General features: G+C 51.2%; 22 protein-coding genes. 17 read left to right on the top strand and 5 right to left on the bottom strand.

The genetic code is table 11. From position 1 onward, the window contains the following. Positions 1-18: 18 nt before the first annotated feature. A complete protein-coding gene (urtB, locus tag ACMYR3_RS07970; RefSeq protein WP_424196187.1) occupies positions 19-933 on the bottom strand; it encodes an urea ABC transporter permease subunit UrtB in 915 nt (304 codons plus the stop codon). A gap of 241 nt (positions 934-1,174) precedes the next feature. After that, complete coding sequence (gene urtA, locus ACMYR3_RS07965) at positions 1,175-2,464, bottom strand: urea ABC transporter substrate-binding protein (protein WP_424196185.1); 1,290 nt, start codon at positions 2,462-2,464, stop codon at positions 1,175-1,177. 431 nt (positions 2,465-2,895) lie between these two features. Between urtA and ACMYR3_RS07960 the strand changes: the two genes are divergently transcribed. The 5 genes from ACMYR3_RS07960 (at position 2,896) to ACMYR3_RS07940 (ending at position 9,445) form a co-directional block, all read left to right on the top strand. Next, entirely contained in the window at positions 2,896-6,342 is a 3,447-nt protein-coding gene (locus ACMYR3_RS07960; protein WP_424196183.1) for a hybrid sensor histidine kinase/response regulator, read from the top strand. Continuing rightward, complete coding sequence (locus ACMYR3_RS07955; RefSeq protein WP_424196181.1) at positions 6,275-7,327, top strand: response regulator; 1,053 nt, start codon at positions 6,275-6,277, stop codon at positions 7,325-7,327. Before ACMYR3_RS07960 ends, ACMYR3_RS07955 begins: the two co-directional genes overlap by 68 nt. Before the next feature lie 434 nt (positions 7,328-7,761). Continuing rightward, complete coding sequence (locus ACMYR3_RS07950) at positions 7,762-8,091, top strand: antibiotic biosynthesis monooxygenase family protein (RefSeq protein ID WP_424196179.1); 330 nt, start codon at positions 7,762-7,764, stop codon at positions 8,089-8,091. Positions 8,092-8,253: 162 nt separating this feature from the next. Continuing rightward, on the top strand, positions 8,254-9,024 hold the full coding sequence (locus tag ACMYR3_RS07945) for a transposase (protein WP_424196177.1): 771 nt from the start codon (positions 8,254-8,256) through the stop codon (positions 9,022-9,024). Positions 9,025-9,112: 88 nt separating this feature from the next. Then, the gene (locus tag ACMYR3_RS07940; RefSeq protein ID WP_424196175.1) at positions 9,113-9,445 is read left to right on the top strand and encodes a hypothetical protein; all 333 of its coding nucleotides are present in this window, start codon (positions 9,113-9,115) and stop codon (positions 9,443-9,445) included. 93 nt (positions 9,446-9,538) lie between these two features. Here the strand turns inward: ACMYR3_RS07940 and ACMYR3_RS07935 are convergent, their stop codons facing one another. Then, the gene (locus ACMYR3_RS07935) at positions 9,539-10,423 is read right to left on the bottom strand and encodes a LysR family transcriptional regulator (protein WP_424196173.1); all 885 of its coding nucleotides are present in this window, start codon (positions 10,421-10,423) and stop codon (positions 9,539-9,541) included. A 105-nt stretch (positions 10,424-10,528) separates the two neighbouring features. Between ACMYR3_RS07935 and ACMYR3_RS07930 the strand changes: the two genes are divergently transcribed. From ACMYR3_RS07930 to ACMYR3_RS07905, 6 genes are all read left to right on the top strand, one after another. Continuing rightward, a complete protein-coding gene (locus ACMYR3_RS07930; RefSeq protein WP_424196171.1) occupies positions 10,529-11,437 on the top strand; it encodes an SDR family oxidoreductase in 909 nt (302 codons plus the stop codon). An 80-nt stretch (positions 11,438-11,517) separates the two neighbouring features. After that, positions 11,518-11,931 (top strand): VOC family protein, encoded by a 414-nt coding sequence (locus ACMYR3_RS07925; protein WP_424196169.1) that lies wholly within the window; start codon positions 11,518-11,520, stop codon positions 11,929-11,931. A gap of 238 nt (positions 11,932-12,169) precedes the next feature. After that, positions 12,170-12,814 (top strand): thiopurine S-methyltransferase, encoded by a 645-nt coding sequence (gene tmpT / locus ACMYR3_RS07920; protein ID WP_424196167.1) that lies wholly within the window; start codon positions 12,170-12,172, stop codon positions 12,812-12,814. Between the two features lie 40 nt (positions 12,815-12,854). Continuing rightward, the gene (locus ACMYR3_RS07915) at positions 12,855-13,268 is read left to right on the top strand and encodes a VOC family protein (RefSeq protein WP_424196165.1); all 414 of its coding nucleotides are present in this window, start codon (positions 12,855-12,857) and stop codon (positions 13,266-13,268) included. 179 nt (positions 13,269-13,447) lie between these two features. After that, entirely contained in the window at positions 13,448-13,927 is a 480-nt protein-coding gene (locus tag ACMYR3_RS07910; protein WP_424196163.1) for a VOC family protein, read from the top strand. Between the two features lie 33 nt (positions 13,928-13,960). Further along, positions 13,961-14,422 (top strand): methyltransferase family protein, encoded by a 462-nt coding sequence (locus ACMYR3_RS07905; protein WP_424196161.1) that lies wholly within the window; start codon positions 13,961-13,963, stop codon positions 14,420-14,422. Positions 14,423-14,463: 41 nt separating this feature from the next. On the opposite strand, the gene ACMYR3_RS07900 is transcribed toward ACMYR3_RS07905, so the two are convergent. Both ACMYR3_RS07900 and ACMYR3_RS07895 read right to left on the bottom strand, forming a co-directional pair. Continuing rightward, positions 14,464-15,105, bottom strand: a complete 642-nt coding sequence (locus ACMYR3_RS07900) for an FMN-dependent NADH-azoreductase (RefSeq protein ID WP_424196159.1) — start codon at positions 15,103-15,105, stop codon at positions 14,464-14,466. A gap of 62 nt (positions 15,106-15,167) precedes the next feature. Continuing rightward, positions 15,168-16,031: an alpha/beta fold hydrolase gene (locus ACMYR3_RS07895; RefSeq protein ID WP_424196157.1), complete on the bottom strand. Its 864-nt coding sequence runs from the start codon at positions 16,029-16,031 to the stop codon at positions 15,168-15,170. A 359-nt stretch (positions 16,032-16,390) separates the two neighbouring features. On the opposite strand from ACMYR3_RS07895, the gene ACMYR3_RS07890 reads away from it, so the two are divergent. From ACMYR3_RS07890 to ACMYR3_RS07865, 6 genes are all read left to right on the top strand, one after another. Beyond that, positions 16,391-17,722: a voltage-gated chloride channel family protein gene (locus ACMYR3_RS07890; RefSeq protein WP_424196155.1), complete on the top strand. Its 1,332-nt coding sequence runs from the start codon at positions 16,391-16,393 to the stop codon at positions 17,720-17,722. A 67-nt stretch (positions 17,723-17,789) separates the two neighbouring features. Further along, a complete protein-coding gene (locus ACMYR3_RS07885) occupies positions 17,790-17,975 on the top strand; it encodes a hypothetical protein (RefSeq protein ID WP_424196153.1) in 186 nt (61 codons plus the stop codon). A 163-nt stretch (positions 17,976-18,138) separates the two neighbouring features. Continuing rightward, a complete protein-coding gene (locus ACMYR3_RS07880; RefSeq protein WP_424196151.1) occupies positions 18,139-18,543 on the top strand; it encodes a hypothetical protein in 405 nt (134 codons plus the stop codon). A 71-nt stretch (positions 18,544-18,614) separates the two neighbouring features. After that, positions 18,615-19,937, top strand: a complete 1,323-nt coding sequence (locus ACMYR3_RS07875) for a TolC family protein (protein WP_424196149.1) — start codon at positions 18,615-18,617, stop codon at positions 19,935-19,937. Next, complete coding sequence (locus tag ACMYR3_RS07870; protein WP_424196147.1) at positions 19,934-21,451, top strand: efflux RND transporter periplasmic adaptor subunit; 1,518 nt, start codon at positions 19,934-19,936, stop codon at positions 21,449-21,451. The genes ACMYR3_RS07875 and ACMYR3_RS07870 overlap by 4 nt, the downstream gene beginning before the upstream one ends. Beyond that, complete coding sequence (locus tag ACMYR3_RS07865) at positions 21,448-24,585, top strand: efflux RND transporter permease subunit (RefSeq protein WP_424196146.1); 3,138 nt, start codon at positions 21,448-21,450, stop codon at positions 24,583-24,585. Before ACMYR3_RS07870 ends, ACMYR3_RS07865 begins: the two co-directional genes overlap by 4 nt. Positions 24,586-24,601: the final 16 nt, after the last annotated feature.

The raw sequence follows: 24,601 nt of genomic DNA, 5'->3' as shown, positions 1-24,601 counted from the left end.
ATCACTCCTCATGATGGATTAGCGGCGGATTTTGGAGGCGAACAGACCTTGCGGACGGATCATCAGGATCGTGACAATCAACAGCAGCGTCAGTACCTTGGCCATCGAGCCTGTCAGGAAAAATTCGGCAATCGACTGCATCTGCGCAATCCCAAAGGCCGAGGCCACCGTACCCAGCAGGCTGGCGGCACCACCAAACGTGACTACCAAAAAGGCATCTACGATATACAGCGAGCCGCTGGTTGGGCCGGTAGAGCCTATCGTCGTAAAGGCTGCACCGGCCACACCGGCAATGCCGCAACCAATGGCATAGGTGAGTCGGTCAGTCTTGCTGGTATTGATGCCGGCTGCATTGGCCATCGGCCGGTTGGCCACCGTGGCACGCACGCGCAGGCCCCAACGCGATTTATAAAGCGCCACCAGCACACCGGCAGTAACGAGCAGGGTGAGCGCCATCACAAACAGACCATTGATCGGAATATCCAGACCTTCATGCGGTGACCACGAACCCATCATCCAGTCAGGCAAGGTCGGGCTGACTTCTTTAGGGCCAAAGGTTGAGCGAAAAATCTGTTGCATACCCAATGACAAGCCCCAAGTGGCGAGCAGGGTATCGAGAGGCCGTTTGTACAGACGCCGGATCAGCGCCCATTCAACCAGCCAGCCCACGGCAAAGGCAATAGCAAAGGCCGCTATGATGGCGACCAGAAAGTAGCCTTGCACCAGACTGGGAAAGTAGGTTTCGGTCAGCGTGGAAAACAGATAGATGGTGTAGGCACCAATGGTCATGAATTCACCATGCGCCATATTGATTACACCCATCTGTCCAAAAATGATGGCCAGCCCCAGGCCCATCAGCAATAGCACTGAAAACAGGCTCAAACCTGCAAAGCCCTGCATCAGTCCAATATTCCACATCTCGGATAAGGTCATGGCATTCCTCCTGCAAACTGTCAAATTCAGCCTGATATGCTCAATTCAACGTCAACTTACATCGCTAGAAACAGACTTGTGTTTACCTTCTATCCAACTTTCTATTCAACCGGCACACCGCAAGGCAGTTAAAAAAACGATCAAACTGTGTGTTGATGAATCGCCTTGATAAGCTGCCTTGGTGAACCATCTTGATGTTTAAATATTCAATATGGTTCACCGTATGCCATGCCGAGCTGGATTATTGATACCCTTTTGGGAATGGGTTAGGTTCGATCAGATTGGGAGATTCGGCCACGACCTTGAATTGACCATCCAGTTGCGCCTGACCAATGCGCGTTTTGCTCCACAGGTGATGGTTTTCGTGAATCTTCACGTAACCCTCTGGTGCACCTTTGAATTCAATGCCTGCCGAGGCGGCAGCGATCTTGTCAACATCAAAACTGCCGGCTTTTTCAACCGTCGCTTTCCAGAGCCAGGGGCCGAGATAAGCCGCTTGTGTCACATCTCCAATCACCGATTTGGGACCATATTTGGCCTTGAAGGCTTCCACAAACTTTTTGTTGTTGGCGTTGTCGAGTGACTCGAAGTACTTCATGGAAGCGTAGTAGCCCGCCATGTTTTCACCACCAATACCGAGCACTTCATCTTCGGTCACCGAAATGGTCAGCAGGAACTGTTTGTCAGCCGTCACGCCAGCTGCCTTGAGCTGTTTGTAGAAAGCCACGTTGGAGCCACCGACCACCGCAATGAAAATACAGTCGGGCTTGGCAACCTTGATCTTGTTGATCAACGAGTTGAAGTTGGTATTGCCCAGTGGATAATATTCTTCGCCAACGACTGTGCCTTTCTGGAAGTTTTCAATATGCTTGCGTGCAATCTTCATGGAAGTGCGTGGCCAGATGTAGTCTGAGCCCACCAGGAAAAACGACTTGGCTTTCTTCTCTTTTTGCGCCCAGTCCAGGCCCCACAAAATCTGTTGGGTCGCCTCCTGGCCGGTGTAGATCACGTTCTTGGATTGCTCCAGACCTTCATAGAAAGTGGGGTAGTAGAGCATGCCGTTTTCTTTTTCAAAAATTGGCAATACGGCTTTACGGGAGGCCGAAGTCCAGCAGCCAAATACGCAGGCCACGCGGTCGTTGACCAGCAGTTTCTTGGATTTTTCAGCAAAGGTTGGCCAGTCGGAAGCACCGTCTTCCTTGATCACCTTGATCTTGCGACCGAGCACACCACCCATTTCATTGATCTGGTCAATGGCCAATTGCTCGGCCTGAATCGAGCCGGTTTCACTGATTGCCATCGTGCCGGTGGCCGAGTGCAATTGACCCACAACGACTTCCGTATCAGTCACCGCCAGTTTGGTGGTGTTGACCTTGGCAGTGGGATATTGGTCTGCTGAAAACGATATGCCAGGCAGCCCCAGAATTGGCAGAGAAAACAGACCTTGGGTAATCAACCGACGCGAATTGGAAATCTGCTCGACCTGCTTGCCCGGTAAACCTTTTTCGTTGTTTGAGTCTTGTTTCGACATAGTCACTCCTTGGGTTGGTTTGTCATGAATACCGCATTAACGCTGTTGCTATAAATTGCTGTTGCTATACATTTTTTGCTTAAAACTGTGTTGCCGAATCAACTGCTGGCAAAGTGAAGGATTAGCTTGCTGCACTGGGAGTGAACTGTAGTGGCATTGCTGCGATGCGCAAATACGTCAAATTGCGTAGGTCAATACGTACGTCAGGAGCAGCCCAATTCAACAAGTTGGCATGTTTGTTGTTATGCACAAGGCAGATCTATCCCGAGCAAGCGGGGAGGGGGGATTGTGCGGCCTGTGGTGTTTAGCGCACTGCACTAAGCAGTCATTCAAACAGGTCTGATGCACGAATTGGTGCTGAGTCTTGCAAAGTCAGCGCACTATCAAAGCGCAGTGGGCTGGCGGTTGCACCAGTTTGAAAGGTATTTACCGTGGCAAAGAAGTGGTCACTGCGTGCTGACCTGTCTGGCTTTTTATTGAATCCATCACAAGAGTTGTCATCAGCCATGCCCGGAACGCAAAAGATTCTTCGTTTTCGTCGTGAATACAATCGTTGGGTCGCCAATCAGACGCTGGAAGATTACGCCCTGCGTTTTACCGCCAAAGGAGCGCGGCAATGGTCGGCATGGCGGGTGGCCAACACGGCCATCGGTTCGATTTCATTTCTGGCACTCGAAGCGATTGGTGGCGCCATCACGCTCAACTATGGTTTTACCAATGCCTTCTGGGCGATTCTGGTGGTGGGTCTGGTCATCTTCATCACCAGCTTGCCAGTGAGTTTTTATGCGGCCAAGTATGGCGTGGATATGGATTTGCTCACACGGGGAGCAGGCTTTGGCTATATTGGCTCCACCATTACTTCGCTGATCTACGCCTCGTTTACCTTTATCTTTTTTGCGATTGAGGCCGCCATCATGGCGCTGGCCTTTGAAATGTGCGCCGGTATTCCCTTATGGATTGGCTATGTGATCAGCGCCTTGCTGGTCATCCCGCTGGTCACCCACGGTATTACGCTGATCAGTAAATTTCAAATGTGGACACAGCCGCTCTGGCTGATCCTGATGCTTTTGCCGTTTGTGGTGATTGCCATGCGCCTGCCCAGTGCTTTTACCGACTGGACCAGCTTTACTGGCCGACATGGTGAATCGGCCGGCAGCTTTAATCTCATGCTGTTTGGTGCGGCCTCGGCGGTGGTGTTTTCATTGGTCGCGCAAATTGGTGAGCAGGTCGACTTCTTGCGCTTTTTACCGCGCCCGGCCACACAACTGAGCCGCACTACCTGGTGGGTGGCCCTCATCAGTGCGGGGCCGGGCTGGATCTTGCTGGGTATTCTCAAATTGTTGGCCGGCTCGTTTTTATTGTTTTTATGTTTGCAACATGAAGTCCCCATCGACAAAGTGGCCGAGCCGACGCAAATGTATTTTGTGGCCTTCAAATATGTGTTCACTTCGCCTGAAATGGCCTTGCTGGTCACCGGTGTGTTTGTGGTTTTGTCCCAGTTGAAGATCAATGTGACCAATGCCTATGCGGGCTCGATTGCCTGGTCCAATTTTTTTGCTCGGCTTACCCATAGCCATCCGGGACGCGTCGTGTGGCTGGTATTCAATGTGGCAATTGCGCTGATGCTCATGGAACTGGGTATCTTTAAAGCGCTGGAAGCCACACTCGGCTTTTATGCCAATGTGGCGATTGCCTGGGTCGGTGCCATCTTTGCCGATCTGGTCATCAACAAACCCTTGGGGTTGAGCCCGCCGGGCATTGAATTCAAACGCGCGCATTTATATGACATCAACCCGGTGGGGGTTGGCGCAATGGGTATTGCAGCCTTGTGCTCGATGATGGCCTATGTCGGTTTTTGGGGCAGTGAGGCGCAGGCCTTGTCGCCGTTTATTGCCCTGGGTGTGTCGATTGCATTGGCGCCGTTGATTGCCTATGTGACCAAAGGGCGCTATTACCTGGCGCGGCAATCACGGACCGACTGGCAAGGCCGCAGCATGATTTTGTGCTGTGTTTGCCGTCACAAGTTTGAGCCGGAAGACATGGCCCATTGTCCGGCTTATTCGGGGCCGATCTGTTCCTTGTGCTGCTCGCTGGATGTGCGTTGTGAAGACAGTTGCAAAAAAAATGCAAAGCTGCACGAGCAACTGATTACCTTCTTCAACCTGTTTTTGCCACCGCGTGCGGTCACCATGCTCGACTCGCGGTTGGGGCATTATCTGGGTGTGTTTATCCTGTCCAGCCTGCTGTTGATGAGCGTGTTTGGGCTGGTCTATTTTCAGGAGACTTTGCTCAATCCCGCGGCCAGTGAAGTGATTCAACCCTTGCTCAAGGTGTTTTTTATTCTGTTTTTGATTGTCGGTGTGGTGGCCTGGTTATTTATTTTGGCGCAGGAAAGCCGCAAGGTGGCGCAGGAAGAATCGACCCGGCAAAATGCCTTGCTCATGAAAGAAATTGACGCCCACAAAAAAACCGACGCCGCGCTCAAGCATGCCAAAGAAGTTGCCGAAGCCGCCAACCTGGCCAAGAGCCGTTATATGTCGGGCATCAGCCACGAGCTGCGCACGCCGCTCAATGCCATCATGGGTTATGCGCAATTGCTTTCACAGGATGACGGTATACCGAGTGTGCATCGTGATGCCATCTCGGTGATTAGGCGTAGTGGTGATCATCTGTCCGGCCTGATTGATGGCCTGCTCGATATTGCCAAGATTGAAGCGGGCAAGCTCATGCTCAGTCGTGACACCATCATCCTGCGGGACTACATTGACCACCTGGTGCGCATGTTTGAGTTGCAGGCCCATGCGCGTGGCATTGGCTTCAGTCTGGAGATCAACGGTAATTTACCGGAAGCAGTACGCACCGATGAAAAACGCCTGCGCCAGATTTTGATCAACCTCTTGTCCAATGCCATCAAGTTTACCGAGAAGGGCAAAGTGCTGTTGCGTGTCACGCATCAACGGCAACTGACCATCTTTGAAATTATCGATACCGGCCCCGGCATTGCTGCCAATGAGCTGAACAATATCTTCAACCCGTTTGAACGTGGTCAGGCTGCCGCGGGTGTGGCAGGTACCGGTTTGGGTTTGACGATTGCCAAGCTGCTGACGCACCTGATGGGCGGTGAGCTGACGGTGGAAAGTGCAGTAGGCAGGGGCAGTACCTTCAAGGTCAAGCTGATGTTTTCGGTGGAAGCCAATCCGCCGCAAACCCTGCCACCACAAAGCCGCATTGTGGGTTATGAAGGCAGCCGTAAAACCATTCTGGTGGCCGATGATGATGAAGACCACCGCCGGCTGATGCAGGATGTGCTCAGCCCGCTCGGCTTTACGCTGGTACTGGCCAGTGATGGCGCACAAGCCTTGGAGCTGGCGCAAGCCGTGCAGCCCGACTTGCTCCTGCTCGACATAGCCATGCCCGGGCGCGATGGCTGGAGCGTGGCACGCGAACTGCGTGCATTGGGCAATGAACGCGTGCCGATTGTGCTGGTCTCGGCCAATGTGTTTGAAAGCCAGCATCGCGCTGCCGATACCACGATGATTCAGGATTTTCTGGTCAAGCCGGTGGATTTGCCGCAGCTCCTGCAACTGGTACGCAAACATTTAAATTTTAATTGGCTCACCGAAACCCAGCATGCCGACCTGCTGCCCGCCGGTGCCGCTGAAATCAGCATCAGCCGTCTGGCTGAAGATGATGTGACCGAACTCAAGGCACTGGCCCAGATTGGCCATGTGCGTGCCATTCGTGACAAGCTGGCGGCCTTGCGCCACAGCCTGCCACACGCCCATTTGTATTTAGATGAACTGGAAGATCATGTCAGCCATTTTCGCCTCAAAGCTTTCATTCAATGTCTGGACGCCACTCGCCAGCCCGAACAGTAAACCCGGTGGTGCAGGAGAATTCAAGTTGCAAGCGCGTGATAAAGCAGTACAGCAGGGCATGGACAAGTCGATTGTGCTAGTCGTTGACGATAACCCCGAAACTCTGCATTTTGTGACGGCTGCGCTCGAGTCAGCAGGCATGACGGTGCTGGTGGCACTCGATGGCGAAAGTGCCTTGAGTACCGTTGAACAAATGTTGCCCGATGTGATCTTGCTCGACGCACTCATGCCCGGCATGGATGGTTTTGAAACCTGTAAACGCTTAAAAGCCGGAGTAGCTATACACACGCCCATTATCTTCATGACCGGTTTGAATGAGACCGAGCACATCGTCAAAGGGCTGGAAAGTGGCGGCATTGATTACCTCACCAAACCCATTTCACCCAATGAACTGCTGGCGCGCATGCGCGTCCATTTGCGTAATGCCAGACAAGCCAGCCGTTCCTTGGCCGCGCTCGACCATTCGGCCAAGCCAGTGCTATCAGTGAGCCTGGATGGTGAATTGCTCTGGGCCACGCCCGCTGCCCAAAAGCTCATGAACCTCGATTTGCTCGAAGCCAATGCGCCACGGCAATTGCCCGAAGACGTGGTGCAATGGTTAACCGGCACCCATCTTGAATCGGCCACCTTGCCCCTGACGATTAACTTTAACCATCAAATATTAAGCCTGCGCCGCCTGCAACGACTGGGTAACCAGGTCAGCAGTGAACATCTGCTTACCGTACAACTCGCCGAAGGTGAACACAAAGAAAAGCAGGGCATCGTGCGCCTGCAACAGCAGTTTGCACTCACCCTGCGCGAAGCCGAAGTGCTGTTCTGGATATCACGCGGCAAAAGCAACCGCGACGTCGCCGACATCCTCGGCATCAGCCCCCGTACCGTCAACAAACATCTCGAACACGTCTACGTCAAGCAAGGCGTCGAATCCCGCTCCGCCGCCACCGCACTCGCCATCCGTCTGCTGGGTGAAGCCTCCGCCAATTAAGACTTATATAGTAGGGTAGGGTATTTTTAAAGGCATAATATATACGCACATAATAAGGCTATTTTTAAGCATACTCCTTAAAAATGGCTTAAAATTGCATGTTTTATTGTGCTGCTGAAATGTCAGTCTGGCGAGGGATTCGCATCAATTAAAGCCTGTAAAAGCGGTTGGCTAGGTGGGTGTTTGGTATTTAAGTTTTGTTGAGTATTCAAATATCAATGGCATGATTAGATCCAGTGTTTATATAAGCCAACGAATACTTCAAACGGATTCAATTAGGTGTTTGTGATCAGGCTTTTTATAGACCGGAAAAATTAACTAATGTAGTCAAGTGCATGGTTACAATGGTTGCTGTTCAATCACGAGTTGTATAGGAAAAAACGTAGTTTTTTTACCTATATTTGGAAATTTCATTAGCCATCATTGAGAGCCTCATGTATTCAGCAACATTTATTTTTGAGAAGAAACAGTATGACGAAGAGTTTTACAAACTCGACCAGATCATTGCGGAAGTTGCTAAAGAATCTGTTGGCTACCTTGGTGAAGAGGCTTGGGAGAATCCCCAAACCGGTCGTATTTCAAATGTGTATTATTGGGAAACGATGGAAGGCCTCCAAGAATTAATCAAACACCCCAAGCATTTAGAAGCTAAGGCTGCTCAAGCCAAATGGCTTAATGGATATCAAGTTGTGATTTCGCAAGTTCTTCGTGCGTATGGAGATGACGCATTTTTGCATCCTGCGTCTAACTTCAAGAATGATTAGCCCGATTACTCAAATGGGACACGGTAAAGCTGATAAATTCTCAATGGCAAAAGAACTCTATTCGGGCGAGCATGACTAGTCTACGGTTAGATGCAAAGATAATTTGCCTAGTTGTTAAATGAAACTAAAATTGCTTAACATTCATTAGAGGGCGACTGCTATATGAGTAAGCATAGAGATTTCACGGTTCAACTTGAGAATCTGCGCCATGAAGCAAGCACTGTAGCAAGATTCTTCTATGCAGACATGGCAATTAATCATGCTGCATCTAAATCTAAGGTACTTTTAAGTAAACTAAATAACACGCCATTGTTTTGGATATCATGTAGTGCAGCATTACAGTCTAGTGCTTACATCTCCCTTGGTCGAATATTTGATACCTCCTCAAAATATAATATTTCAGCTCTATTAGATGCAATGGAGAAAAATATTGAAATATTCCAAAGCCCAGCACTGATCAGCAGAAAGAAAGACGGTCATTTAGAAGATCCTCCTTGGCTTGCCGACTACATTCAAAATGCTTATTACCCTACAAAAAAGGATGTAGAAAAAATTCGAGTGAAAGTGGCTGCTTATAGAGAAATATATGATCGTGCGATCAAGCCTGTACGTCACAAGTACTTGGCTCATCGAGAAAAACAAGACAGAGATGAAGTTAATGCTCTGTATGCTGCAGGCAAAGTAGAAGAAATTTGGAAACTAACCACGTTTCTTCTACAGCTTCACAAAGTATTGCAGGAGTTGCTGATTAATGGCCGGAAACCAAAGTTTCATCCGATACGATATTCTGTCAAGACTATATTTGATTCAAATAATCACAGTGGTGAGATGCATGAAAGGATTACAAAAGATGTGAAGAAGTTAATGCATTTTATTGAGTTCGCAACTGTCTCCACTACTGAAGATAAATCCAATAAGAAACAAAAAAAATAGCATAAACCGGGTCAAAGTTAGATTAACTCACTGCTTCTTAACCCTTCAATTAATATGACGCAATCTTTCAAACTGAAATAAGCCATCCATGACCAAAACCACATCCAACGACTGGGGACCCAATTTTGACGATGAGAAGGCGCAGGCTGTGATTGGCAAGCACGTTCTGGTTGATGTGACGTATCGCAGCCGCAGTGAAAAGGTGCTTGAGCAAAAGCAGTTTCATGGCGAGATCATCAGTGCCAGTCGATTTGACGGCATCATCCTGCGCTTAAGTGGTTCCAATGAAGAACGGCGCTTGCCGCCCGATCTTTCTCGCCTGCAACCGGCTAATCCGGGTCAATATCCGCTCAAGGGTAGCGATGAAGTCGTTGTTGATCCCGACTTTCTCTCATCTTGGACGGTCTATCCACCAGAATAGATGTTTGAAGATTAAATTTTATCCGCGCTGCAAGATGAAATACTGCATGTTGCACGCAATTCCGGGCTTGAGTGATACCGCAAGGATGATTCATCATTTTTCGGCAACGTAGGCGGCCAGCTCATCCGATGTGCCCATTGGGAAGGCTTCCTTCAAGTAGCTGAGGAAAGCGGATACGCGAGGACTCAGCAGTCGGCGTGATGGATAAAGGGCCCATAGTTCGATATCCGGTCCATCCAGGTTGCCCCAGCTAGTGAATATTCCGGCGGCCAGATCATGACTGACCAGTGACAAGGGCAGACGTGCAATGCCAGCGCCTTGCCGTACTGCATCACGAATCATGAAGAGCGATGACAAACAAAGGATTGGCTCAATGGCAATCGTTGATGTTGTCACGTTCCAGGTTGTTTCCCGATCACCGGTGCCGCGCACGATGGCTGGGACTGGTGAGTGGTTATTCGGTCGAATAAAATCAGGATGGGCGACAACGATCAGCCGATCACGCAAGAATATCCGCCCGACCAGGCTTGCATCCGGGTCTGGATTAATCCGGATCACCAGATCATAACCTTCCTCAACCATATCGACTGAACGGTCTTCGGTCGTCACTTCAAGTTTGACTGAAGGAAATTTCAAAGCAAATCCTGCAGCTAGTTTGCCCATCGTCGCCTGCGAAAAAAGCAGCGGCGCGCTGATTCGTAATTGACCGCGCGGTGTTTCCCCACCCGCAGTGATTGCGGTCACCACCTCGTCGAGTTCAGCCAGTAATGCCCCTGTCCGCTCATGCAGTGCACGGCCTTCCTGGGTGAGTTTCAGGACACGCGAGCCGCGTTCGAGCAAGCGCAGGCCAAGATCACTTTCCAGTTCGGCGACTCGGCGCGACAACGTGGCTTTGGGACGGCCCGCAGCACGTGCACCTCGTCCAAATCCGCCGTGCTTGGCGACAAGATTGAAATCAGCAAGGGCAAGCAGGTCCATGGTGTTCCATAGGTGAGACGATGTGTTCAATTATATGGGCTATCACTTCATTTTTGGAATATCTAATATACAAACTCCTTTCAACCTCTATTCAGGAGAATAATCATGACGATTCTTGTTATCGGTGCCACAGGTCGTGTTGGTCATCAAGTCGTTCAGCAATTAGTCAAGCGCGGCGCCAAAGTGCGTGTTCTGGTCCGCAATCCCTCCAAGACCGGTTTTTCAGCGAATGTAGAAGTCGTACAAGGTGATTTGCTTGATATTGATTCGCTCCGTGCCGCATTTTCTGGCGTGAGCACATTCTTTCTGCTCAATGCCGTCGCGGCAGACGAATTCACGCAGGCACTGATCACGCTGAACATTGCCCTTGAATCCGGTGTCAAACGGGTTGTCTATCTTTCGGTGATCCATAGTGACCGCTTTGTGAATGTGCCGCATTTTGCAGTGAAACTGGGCGCTGAGCGAATGATCGAGCAGATGGGTTTCAGCGCCACGATTCTGCGTCCTGCTTACTTCATTGACAACGAGCTCATGATCAAAGATACCATCCTCAACTACGGTGTCTATCCGATGCCAATCGGCAGCAAAGGTGTTGCCATGGTTGATACCCGTGACATTGCCGAAATTGCTGCGATTGAGCTGATCTGTCGTGAACAGGCACCAGGCAAGCTGCCGATCGAAACCATCAATCTGGTTGGCCCTGATACACTGACTGGCTCAGACGTGGCAGCGGTCTGGTCAGATGTATTAGGACGTCAAATTGCCTATGGTGGCGATGATCCCACCATCTTCGAGCAGAATCTGGCGACCTTCATGCCAAAGTGGACGGCTTATGAGATGCGCCTGATGGCAGAACGCTATGTCAGCGATGGGATGATCCCGGAGGCTGGTGATGTCGAACGTCTGAGCAAAATTCTGGGGCGTCCACTGCATTCTTATCGAAGCTTTGCTGCTGAAGTCGCCCGGCAGACATCCCATTCGACGATGCAAACTGGATCAGCCGCCCGTGATTGAAATCATCAATGCCAAACACGTCAGATATATGATGACCATTTATTCACATCTGTCTTCATGACATTAGACCGGAGAAACCTATGACACCCAGTCTCGAAAGTTTTGATCATATTCATATTTTTGTCGTTAATCGTTTGGCATCAGAAGCGTGGTACGCGCAGGTACTAGGGTTGCACCGCGCGCCAGAGTTTGAAGGCTGGGTCTCTGAGCGCGGCCCACTGACCATCGGCAATCCTTCCGGCACGGTTCATCTGGCGCTATTTGAGCGTCCAGCAGAAACGTGCCGCTCGGTAGTGGCCTTTCGGGCTACTGCCTCCGAGTTTCTTGTCTGGCGGTCGCATCTCTGCGCAGTCCTTGGTCATGCGGTCGAGGCGGTTGACTATGATTTTTCCTGGTCACTTTACTTCACCGATCCCGATGGTAATCCTTTTGAGATAACGTCTTATGAGTACGAGCCAATCGCACAAGCACTTGAGCATCAATCGGCTCAGTGACAGTCAGGTTTCCTGTCCCATGAAAGCATTTCGCATTTTTATCATTGCTGTTGTGTCCTGTTGCTCGGGACCGGTCTGTGCCACTTGTGACAAAGACACGGTGGCAAGTACGCCTTCATCAAGGAAAAATGGGGTCAGGAAAACTTTACCCCCAATCACAGATCATGCATCCTGTCTGCCTGATCGTGTGACAATCGGTAGAGACAATGGTGTGTTTGATTCTGATTGAGGAGTGCTGATGGACGCTGATTTCTGGCTGCAAAAATGGGACAAGAACGAGATTGCCTTTCACAATGCCGAGGTTAATCCTCTGCTGGTGCAGCATATTCATGCGCTCAAACTGGCACCAGGAGCACGGATCTTTTTGCCTTTGTGCGGTAAAACCCGGGATATTGCCTGGCTGCTTGGGCAAGGTTATCAGGTGGTCGGGGCCGAACTGAGCGAGCTGGCTGTTAAGCAGTTGTTTGATGAGCTGGGTGTCGTGCCCAATATAGCGCCGCTGGGTTCGTTGCAACATTACAGCCAGACCGGGATTGATATTTTCATGGGTGATATTTTTGCCCTGACTAGTAGCATGCTTGGTAAGGTGGATGCGGTTTATGATCGTGCCGCACTGGTGGCCTTGCCAGCACCCATGCGCGAGCGCTACAGCGCCCATCTGACCGCGCTAACCCATCAGGCAAAGCAGCTACTCATCTGCTATGAATACGATCAAAACCTGCAAGCCGGCCCACCATTTTCGGTAACACAGGCCGAAGTCACCCAGCATTATGCCGGTGCTTACGATTTACACCTGCTGCAAAGTAGTGAACTGGCTGGTGGACTAAAAGGAAAGTGTGCCGCAACAGAAAAGGTCTGGTTGCTGACTTCCCGAAGCAAATAAGTAGGATAGGATTCAGGTTGATTCGCAGGAGGAAAATACGATGCCACATCTTGAAGGCCTTGATCATATTCATATCTTTGTCGTTAATCGTTTGCTAGCGGCGGCGTGGTACGCCCGTGTGCTGGGATTACAGCGCACGTCCGAGTTGGCAGGCTCAATTTCAGAGCGTGGTCCACTAACCATCGGCAATCCTTCTGGTAGTGTTCATCTGGCACTATTTGAACGGCCAGCCGAGCAATGCCGTTCTGTCGTGGCTTTTCGTGCCTCGGCTGTGGAGTTTCTTGCATGGCAGTCTCATCTTTCTTTTGTCCTGGGATACAAGGTTAATGCCATTGATCATGAATTTTCCTGGTCGTTGTATTTCACTGATCCTGATGGTAATCCCTTTGAGATTACGTCCTATGAGCACCAAAATATTGCGGATGAGTTGGCTAAATCAGGAATTGGATCCTGATTGCACAGGGGTGTTCTGGTGGTTCCTTAATTGGATGTGATCGGTCTTGGCCTCCTTGAGCTTCAAGACTGGAGGCCAACAGAACCACCAACCGTTATTTAACACTTGGCACTATTGACCGATTTGCCATTTATTTAGGTAATGAGATTCACGTAATCGGTCACTCAAGGAGATACACGATGCTTCCTAAAAATACGATTTGCCTTTGGTACGATGGCACCGCGCTGGATGCAGCAAAGTTTTATGCTGAGACGTTTCCGGACAGTGCAGTGGGCACGATTTATCGAGCACCTGCCGACTATCCGGCGGGCAAACAAGGGGATGTCTTGACAGTCGAATTCACTGTGGTTGGCATTCCCTGTTTAGGCTTGAATGGTGGCCCCACGTTTAAGCACAACGAGGCGTTTTCGTTCCAGATCGCAACGGATGATCAGGCTGAAACCGACCGTCTATGGAACGCGATCGTGGGTAATGGTGGCCAGGAGAGTGCCTGCGGCTGGTGCCGGGACAAATGGGGTCTGTCATGGCAAATCACACCACGCGCACTGACTGCGGCTATCACCAATCCCGATCGTGCCGCAGCCAAGCGCGCTTTCGAGGCAATGATGCAAATGAGCAAGATCGATATTGCCGCAATTGAAGCGGCCCTGCATGGTTGATAAGTAAATGGGATCAGATTCAAATTAACACCCATGTCATTCCTCGAACACAAAATCCCGCCGCCGCTACTGACAGTTCTGATCGCCTTGCTGATGTGGAGGAGCACTTCGATAACGGCGACAGAAACCCTGGCACCGTCCTGGCGTTATGCGGTGGTGATAGTGTTGGTCGTGGTTGGTGTGACATTTGGCCTGCTTGGGGTATTGGCTTTTAGGGCGGCGCAGACTACCACCAATCCGCTCAAACCTGAGCAAGCCTCGGCATTGGTGACGACCGGTGTGTATCAGGTGACACGCAATCCCATGTATCTTGGTTTATTGCTATGGTTGTTGGCTTTGGCTGCTTATTTATGGTCATGGTGGCTGTTGGCCGGGCCATTGATCTATGTGATCTACATGACGCGCTTTCAGATTCAGCCGGAAGAGCGGATATTGCAAAACTGCTTTGGTGAACGTTATTCGGCGTATGTCGCCAAGGTGCGGCGCTGGATTTAAAACCTGAGTCAATTCAACGCCGCCTACCTGGCGACCCATCTTTAATTTTTCTCAAACAGGTGTTTGGCGGCTGCCTGTGCAGCGGCAAGTGCTTTGCTAAAGTCGCCCTCAGGATCACTGGTCAGTAGGGTGGGCTGAAAGCGCACCTCGTCAATATCAACTACGCCCGCCTGGTTTAACCAGGCTCTTAAATACGTACCATGATGGTCGGTGCCAAAGGTGGGCGCAGGAATTGCCGGTGAGTAGGCTCCGCTGGTGAGTATCAGCGTGGCTTGTTTGTTTTTGAGTAGTCCAAAATAGCCGGTGCTGCGATCCAGCCCAAACAGCAATCCAGGTTGATGAATCAGATCAATATAGTGCTTGAGCTTATAGGGAATGCCACCATTCCACATCGGCACCGCCAATACATAGTAGTCAGCCTCCATAAAGCGTTGCGCAAGTGACTTGATCTCATGCCAGGCGTTTTGTTGGGCTGAATCATGCGCTTGTTGGGTAATGACGGCCATTTTGGCAGCGGCTTTATTACCATCAAATTCTGGCAAGTTGACTTGTGCAAGATCAAGCCGATCAATCAGCAGAGCGGGGCGCAGAGTTTGTACCTCGGTGAGATAAGCCTCGGCAATCGCCGCCGACTTGGAGTGCTCACCACGCGGTGATGCCTTGATGTAAAGAAGTGTTGTCATGACTTGTCCTTGGCCGCGCTGCTCATCAAGTGCATGAGCAGCGACTTGCCCTATCGATTAAATTAAATGGCAAACATGGCCTTGATTTCGGTTGCCACAGTTGGGGTGTGTTCATCGAGCACAAAATGCCCACCATCCAGCCAGACTAGTTTGGCTTGTGGCAAATCTTCTAAGAAGGCTTCGGCACCAGCCGGAATAAAGAAGGGGTCATGCTTGCCCCATACCAACAGGGTTTTAGGTTGATGCTGACGCAAGGCGATATGCCAGTTGTCATATTGCGCCACATTGGTCTGGTAGTTGACCAGCAAATCAAGCTGGTAGGCATCGGTGCCAGGGCGGTCCAATAATGCCTGATCGACTACCCAGTTGTCGGGGCTAATGGCTTGCGGGTCTTGCGCGCCAACCAGATATTGAAACTGGGTGGTTTCGGCTTTTAAAAAGGTTCGTGCTGCGGCTTCGGTGGTGGCATTACGTTCTTGCCAGAGTGGCAAAAAGACTTGCTTGGCGGCATCGCCCACACCCGCCATATAGGCATTGGCATTTTGAATCACCAGACCCTTTACCTGCTCAGGGCGCTGGCTGAAAATCCGCAAACCGATCGGGCCACCATAGTCTTGCATATAGAGGACATATTCGTTCAGGCCGAGCTGATCGAGCAGGCCGCTGACGTGCTCGGTCAGGTTATGGAAGGTGTAATCAAACTCAGTTGCCGAAGGTGCATCCGATTGGCCAAAGCCAATGTAGTCTGGGGCAATGACATGAAACTGATCGGCCAGTGCCGGAATCAGATCACGAAACATATGTGAGCTGCTGGGAAAACCATGCAATAGCACTATGCTGGGAGACTGTGGATTACCGGCTTCACGGTAAAACACATTACGACCATGGACGTTGCTGTATCGATAATAAATCTTAGGTTGCGACATGATGACACCTTTCAATTGAGTTTGTGACCGCAAACATGTGGATGAGATTTCGTGTCAAACCTAAACTGCGGTGCGCTTAAGTGTTTTCTTGACATGAATTTAGTCAAATACATGTAACTAGTAATAACTTGATAATATGGTGTCACGCAAAATGAAACCTGTCAAATAAATCTATTATGGTTACTCAATTACACGGATTGCGCTTTGCTGATTGGCGGGTATCTGGCGCGGTTCTGCCATATTGGTGTACTTGAAAACATTCAGCGCAGAGCCGACTGCTACAATCATCAACACATTTTTGATTGTTTAAAAAACAGCATGACACTGACCTAATACGCATAACAATCAAGCAGCCAGCCATGTCCCAACATTCTCCCGAACCCGTTGATCTGCTGCCATATCTTGGCAAGTGGCTGTTGTTGGCTGGCGTGGTGGCGTTGTTGGCCGGATCGGCCTCGGCACTGTTTTTGTTTGCGCTGGAATGGGCAACCACAACACGGGAGAGTCATCGCTGGTTGATCTGGCTGTTGCCTCTGGCGGGCTTTGCGGTAGGCTGGATTTATCTGCGCTATGGTCAGCAGGTCGAGGCGGGTAATAACCTGTTGATTGACGAGATTCATGATCCCAGAAAGGTGATACCGCTGCGCATGGCACCGTTGATTCTTGGTGCGACGGTCGTCTCGCATTTGTTTGGCGCGTCGGTGGGGCGCGAAGGCACTGCCGTGCAAATGGGTGGCGCATTGGCTGATCAGATTACTCATTGGTGCAGGCTTAAACATGAAGACCGGCGCATCATCTTGATGGCGGGCATCAGCGCGGGTTTTGCTTCGGTGTTTGGTACGCCCTTGGCCGGTGCCATTTTTGGCCTGGAAGTATTGGCGATTGGTCGCCTGCGATATGACGCCATCCTGCCTTGTCTGGTTGCCGCGCTGATGGCTGATCAAGTGGGGTTGCGAATAGGCTTGTTATTGGGTGTGCACCATACCCATTATGCAATTGGTGCGGTGCCGTTGATGTCGGTGTGGGGTTTTGTGGCCATGCTGATTGCCGGTGCATTATTTGGCCTGACGGGCAAACTGTTTGCCAATGCGACGCATCAGCTCAATGCACTGGTCAAGCAGTTCATTCCTTATGCGCCCTTGCGTCCCATGTTGGGTGGAGTAATCGTGGCCGCCATTGTCATGTTACTCGCGGCAGATCGTTATATTGGCCTGGGCATTCCGGTGATTCAGGAAGCCTTTCAGCATGCCTTGCCCACCTATGAGTTTGCGGCCAAATTTGGCATGACGGTGTTGTCCCTGGCCACCGGTTTTAAAGGCGGGGAGGTGACGCCGCTGTTTTATATAGGCGCTACCTTGGGCAATGCGCTTGCACCACTTTTGCATATGCCGATTGCGCTGATGGCGGGCATGGGCTTTGTAGCCGTGTTTGCGGGTGCGGCCAATACGCCCATTGCGTCCACCCTGATGGCGATGGAGTTGTTTGGTGCCGAAGCCGGGCTCTACGCCGCGATTGCCTGTGTGATCAGCTACCTGTTTTCCGGCCACAGCGGCATCTATCGCTCGCAACGCGTTGGCCATGGCAAGTACCGCAGTCTGCCCGAAGAGATGAAGCTGGGCGAGGTGTCGGCCTGGCGCAAGCGGACTCGGGCGGATGCGACGAGTGGTAATCAGGATAAGACTGACCAATAGTCTGAGGAACAGCCGGACAAATGGTCTGATGAACAGACTGACAGCGCTGGATCAAGGCCAAGTTGTCATGACTGATTCCGCTCAACATGATCTACAGATTCGCAGCATTATTTTTTTAATAGATTTGCTGATCTTTGTGTTGGGCTATTGGGCGCTTAAAAAGAAGTGGCAAATAGACTTCCTGTTTACGCAAGTAGCAACCATTGCCTTTGCCATCGTGGTTGCCGCATTTTTCATCATCACGGTGGTTTAGGGCTGATCAATCAGTTGCGTCTGGTTGCCACCGATTTTCAAGTACCTTTGTCAGGGCGTAATCAGAATGCCGATGTCGACAAACCAGCTTGATTGGCTGACTGGTTACTTGACAAGCCATCATTGCACTACGTATGATGATCCGACCATAGTTTGGGTAATCAATGAAGCCTTCTCGCTCATCTCGTTTGTTGGCGGTGTTGTTCACGCTGTTTTGCATGCTGTTCATGCAGCTTGCTGAAGCGTCGTATGCATGCCCGAATATGATGCTGGACGGATCAGCCTCAGTCTCTGATACCGCCGAGATACCCGTGATGTTGAACTGTGCTGGCATGGATAGTGAGCAGCCCACGCTTTGCCATACTCATGCTCACGACCCGCTCAGCCAGCAATCACTCGATAAAAACCCGCAACCCGATATTCAACCGTTTATGACAACCGGCTTGATACGAACTTTAAGTATCAATGTGGTCGTCGTTTCTGTACATTGGCTGCAACCCTCTGCCAGCCTATATAGACGCACCACAGCGCCGCCCATCGCCATTCGTCACTGCTGTTTCCGCATTTAACCTTCTGATCGCCAAGGTTTGCAAGGCACGCCCTGGGTGTGCCTCATGATCAATTGCTGTCAGGAGGTTTTATGTCGTTTTCTTTTGCTGTGCCTGAAAGTGCACGGTATTGTGCTGTTTGTGCAGCAGTCATTGTCTGCACCTTTCCCATATTCAGCCCCTGCGTTCTGGCTGCTGATGGTTTGACATTGGCACAGGCCCAGCAATTCGCTGTGGTTCGATCCCATCAATTATCAGGGCAGGATCAGGCGGTGATGGCTGCTCGTGACATGGCCATTGCGGCTGGTCAGTTGCCTGACCCCGTGCTCAAGATCGGTATCGACAATTTACCCGTTGATGGTCCTGACAAGGGAAGCCTGACTCGTGATTTCATGACAATGCGCCGACTGGGTGTCATGCAGGAGTTGACGAGTAACCAAAAACTTAAATGGCGTACCGAGCGCTATGCCCGCTCTGCAGATAGGGCTTTGGCTGAAAAAGCGACCATCATCGCGTCAATTCAACGGGCCACGGCGCTGGTATGGCTGGAGCGTTTTTATGCAGAACGGATGGCTGAAGTCATGGTCGAGCAGGCGACGCAGGCCAGGTTGGAAGTCGCGGCTGCAGAAGGAAATTATCGTGCCGGTCGTGGTAGTCAGGCCGATATTTTTGCTGCACGCAGTGCATTGGCAATGGTGGATGATCGTGCCGCTGATATTCAACGAAAAGTACGCAATGCCAAGACAATGCTTGTCCGTTGGACTGGCCGGGATGTTGACGAGCCATTGGCTGGCATACCCGATATTGCCAGTCATCATGTAGACCCGGCGATGCTGGATGCGACCTTGTCAGCGCATCCCGATATTGCCGTATTGACCAGACAAACAGAGATTGCCGAAGCCGAAGCGAAATTGGCAGAAGCTGACAAGCAATCTGATTGGACTGTCGAGATTGCGTATCAGCAACGTGGTCCGGCCTATTCGAATATGGTTTCAGTGGGGTTTTCGAGGCCCTTTCAATGGGATCAGAAAAATCGGCAGGATCGGGCACTTTCCTCCAGGCTGGCAATGCTTGAACAGGTCCGGCAGGAGCGTGAGGAGATGTTGCGCGCTCGCATTGCCGACACGCATACGATGATCAATGAATGGCAAAGTGATATCGATCGTGTCAAGCGTTATGAAAACGAACTGATTCCCTTGGCAATCCAGCGCAGTCAGGCTACGTTAGGGGCTTATCGCGGTGGCAAGGCCAGTTTGACCGAACTGCTCGCAGCGCGCCGCAATGAAACGGATGTGCGTTTGCAGGCTTTGGAATTGCAGGCTGAACGTGCGCGTCTATGGGCGCAACTCAATTTTATTTTTCCGATGACGCAAGACAGTCAATCTGCTCAACTGCAGTACCAGGACAAGCCATGAATAATAAACCGTTAATGATTGCACTGATTGCCGTGGCAATATTGGCTGGCGGTGGTTACGCCTCGTACCGGTTCGGTGTCCAGCAGGGTATGCAGAACATTGGCACGACTGCGACTGGCGCAGAGGTGCCTGCCAACAATGGCCGCAAGGTTTTGTACTGGCATGATCCGATGGTACCGGCTCAAAAGTTTGATAAACCCGGTAAATCACCGTTCATGGACATGCAACTGATCCCGGTCTATGCGGATGAAGGTGATCCCGGTAGCGTGACGATCAATCCGCGAGTACAGCAGAATCTGGGGGTCCGTACCACTCAAGTCATGCGTGGCAATCTGGCTTCGACACTATCTGCTGTTGGCAATATTGCCTATGACGAGCGCGATATGGCATTGGTGCAGGCAAGAAGTAATGGCTTTGTAGAAAAGCTTTTTGTTCGGGCACCATGGGATCCTGTCAAAAAAGGTCAGGCCTTGGCCGAGCTCTATGTGCCTGAATGGGTGGCGGCCCAGGAAGAGTGGTTGACCATCAGCCAGATGCAAACCAATGACAGGGATGCACTGCTTGATGCGGCCAGACAGCGGATGCGGCTGGCGGGTATGAGTAATGAACAGATTCATCAGGTTGAATTACTGGGTAAGGTGCAAGCTCGGATCACACTCATCGCGCCGATGAGTGGCATCATCACCGAACTGGCCGTGCGTGAAGGAATGACTGTTGCAGTCGGTACGCCCTTGTTTCGAATCAATGGCTTGAGTACGGTCTGGGTCAATGCCGATGTCCCTGAAAGTCTGGCAGCCCAGGTGCAGCCTGGTAATCTGGTCGAGGCACGGACGCCATCTTTGCCTGGCGTGGTTTTCAAGGGTAAGGTCAATGCAATCTTGCCGCAGGTGGACCCAATCACCCGTACGCTCAAAGCCCGTATAGCGTTGAACAACCCCCTTGCGCAGCTGGTTCCTGGCATGTTCATCACGCTCGACCTTGTCACCAAAGCACGCAATGATGTGCTGTTTGTGCCTACTGAAGCCATTATTCAGACGGGTACCCGTGTCGTGGTGATCGTCGCCCAGGAGGAGGGCAGATTCATGCCTGTGGAGGTTGAAACTGGCGCGGAGAGTCATGGTCATACCCAGATTTTAAAAGGTCTGGAGGCAGGCCAGAAGATTGTGATTTCCAGCCAGTTTCTGATTGATTCGGAAGCGAGTTTAAAAGGTAGCAGTACTCGCATGAGTGACATGCCTGCATCAGATAATAGCCAGGGCAGCGGCCCTGTCCATCGTGCCGAAGGCAAGGTCGAGAAGCTGGGTAAAGATGACATCACCATTTCTCATGGCCCGATTTCAAGTTTGCAATGGGGGCCCATGACCATGAATTTCAAACTACCGGTGGCCGGACTGCCAGGCAATATTGCAGTGGGTGATACGGTCATTTTTGAAATTCGGGCAGTGCCGGGCGGCCAGTTTGAAATTGTCACCATTGCGCCAGCCGTTCTTGCACCGAATGGAGCAATGCCATGATTGCAAGGTTGATTCGCTGGTCAATTGGCAACCGCTTTCTGGTACTGCTGGCGACAGTACTGATCACGGCCTGGGGTCTATGGTCAGTGTCGCGCACCTCATTGGATGCGATTCCTGACCTATCCGATGTCCAGGTCATTATTCGTACCACCTATCCAGGTCAGGCACCCCAGATTGTTGAAAATCAAATTACCTATCCGCTGACCACCACGATGTTGTCGGTACCCGGTGCCAAAACAGTACGGGGTTACTCGTTTTTTGGTGATTCATTTGTTTACGTACTGTTTGAGGATGGCACCGATCAGTATTGGGCCCGTTCCAGAGTGCTGGAATATCTCAATCAGGTACAGTCGCGTCTGCCAGCCCAAGCCAGGACATCACTGGGGCCCGATGCCACAGGGGTTGGTTGGGTATACGAATATGCCTTGGTGGATCGCAGTGGCAAGCTGGATCTGTCGCAACTACGGACATTGCAAGACTGGTTTCTCAAGTATGAACTGAAATCCGTACCCAATGTTTCCGAAGTGGCAAGTATCGGTGGCATGGTTCGCCAGTATCAGATTCAGTTGGATCAGGACAGAATGCGTGCCTATCACATCACGCATGGCAGGATCATTGAGGCCGTACAAAAAGCCAATCAGGAAGCGGGCGGCTCGGTACTGGAGTTGGCTGAAGCCGAATACATGGTGCGTGCTTCAGGTTATTTAAAGAGTCTGGATGACTTTCGCAAGATTCCATTAATGACTACCGATACCGGCGTTTCGGTTCGATTAGGTGATGTCGCACGCATTCAGATCGGGCCTGAGATGCGTCGTGGTATTGCCGATTTGAATGGCGAGGGTGAGGTGGTCGGCGGCGTGATCGTGATGCGCTCAGGCAAAAATGCCCTGGATACGATCAATGCAGTCAAAGCCAAGCTGGCTGCATTGAAGCGCAGCTTGCCGGCCGGTGTTGAAATGATTCCCACCTATGATCGTTCTCATCTGATCAAACGTGCTGTCAATCATTTACAAGAAAAATTGATCGAAGAGTTTGCCGTGGTAGCGATTGTCTGCGCCATTTTCCTGTTTCATTTACGCTCTGCCCTGGTGGCCGTTGTCACTTTGCCAATTGGCATACTGCTTGCCTTTATCATCATGTATTACCAGGGGGTCAATGCCAACATCATGTCTTTGGGTGGCATTGCCATTGCAATTGGTGCCATGGTGGATGCTGCGGTGGTGATGATCGAAAATGCCCACAAGCATATGGCGGTTTGGTATCACCAACATCCTGGTGAAAAACTCAAGGGTGAAGCTCATTGGCAGGTTATTGGTCATGCAGCCGCTGAAGTTGGCCCCGCCTTGTTCTTCTCGCTGCTGATCATCGTGTTGTCTTTCATGCCAGTTTTTACGCTGGAAGCACAGGAGGGCCGCTTATTTGCACCGCTGGCATATACCAAGACCTACGCCATGGCAGCGGCTGCGGGATTGGCCGTGACTTTGATTCCCGTACTGATGGGTTATCTGATTCGTGGCCGGATTCCTGATGAGCAAAAAAATCCACTCAATCGTGTCCTGATTGCGCTGTATCGCCCTCTGCTTGATAGGGTGCTGCGTTTTCCAAAGTCAACGCTCTGGATTGCAGCGCTTGTTGTGGCAGTCACCATCTGGCCAGTCACCCGCCTGGGAGGGGAGTTCATGCCACCTTTGGATGAGGGGGATCTGTTGTATATGCCCTCGGCGTTGCCAGGTATTGGCGCGGGTAAAGTCTCCGAACTGCTGCAGCAGACTGATCGTCTGATCAAGACGTTACCCGAGGTGCAAACTGTGTTTGGAAAAGCCGGACGGGCCGAATCTGCAACTGATCCGGCACCGCTGGAGATGTTTGAGACGACCATCCAGTTCAAGCCACGCGATCAATGGCGTCCTGGCATGACCAGCGACAAGCTGGTGGAAGAGTTGGATCATATCGTCAAGGTGCCGGGTTTATCCAATGTCTGGGTGCCCCCCATTCGAAACCGGATTGATATGCTCGCTACCGGCATCAAAAGCCCGATTGGTATCAAGGTGGCCGGTACCAGCCTGAAGGAGATAGACCGCATTACGGGCGAGATTGAACGAGTCATTAAAAATGTGCCCGGTGTATCGTCTGTATTGGCAGAGCGACTCAATGGCGGACGCTATATTGACATCGACATCAACCGGGATGCGGCAGCACGATACGGTCTCAATATTGCCGATGTGCAAAGCATCATTGCGGCGGCCATCGGTGGTGACAATATTGGTGAAACAGTCGAAGGTCTGCAGCGTTTCCCAATCAATGTGCGCTATCCGCGGGAGGTGCGTGATTCGGTCGAGAAGCTCCGCCAGCTTGCCGTGCTGACTGAACGTGGTGCTCAAATTCGTCTTGGTGATGTGGCCACCATCCGCATCAGCGATGGACCACCCATGCTGAAAAGCGAAAATGCCCGGCTGTCGGGATGGGTCTATGTTGATATAAGAGATCGCGACCTCCGTTCAGCGGTGCATGACATGCAGCAAGTCGTCACCAAAGCCGTGACATTGCCAGCCGGCTATTCGATTGCCTGGTCAGGACAGTTTGAATATCTGGAGCGGGCAACCGCCAAACTGAAAATGGTGGTACCAGCCACCTTGCTGATCATTTTTGTCTTGCTTTATCTCACCTTCAAGCGATTTGACGAGGCCATGCTCATCATGACGACGGTACCCTTTGCATTAGCGGGTGGCATCTGGTTGTTATGGGCGCTGGGGCATCATCTGTCCGTGGCCAGTGGTGTCGGGTTCATCGCCCTGGCAGGCGTTTCAGCCGAATTTGGTGTGATCATGTTGCTCTACCTCAAGCATGCCTGGGAAACTCGTCTCATGCTGGGGCAATGTGACGAACAGAATCTGCTGGCGGCGATTCGTGAAGGTGCCGTCTTGCGGGTGCGTCCCAAGGCCATGACCGTAACCGTTATCATTGCGGGCCTGGTTCCTGTCATGTATGGCGCTGGCACAGGTTCTGAAGTCATGAAAAGAATTGCTGCACCAATGGTTGGCGGCATGGTGACGGCACCATTGCTATCCATGTTTGTAGTACCGGCGATTTATCTTTTATTGCGTCGCCGGTCGTTACGAAAACTGCCTGACTAAAATAGCCGATTGATGA

The sequence above is a fragment of the Ampullimonas aquatilis genome (assembly GCF_049675895.1).
Classification (GTDB): Bacteria; Pseudomonadota; Gammaproteobacteria; order Burkholderiales; family Burkholderiaceae_D; genus Ampullimonas; species Ampullimonas aquatilis.
The sequence above is the reverse complement of the archived record's forward strand: the minus strand, read 5'-3'. Positions and strand labels throughout refer to the sequence as shown.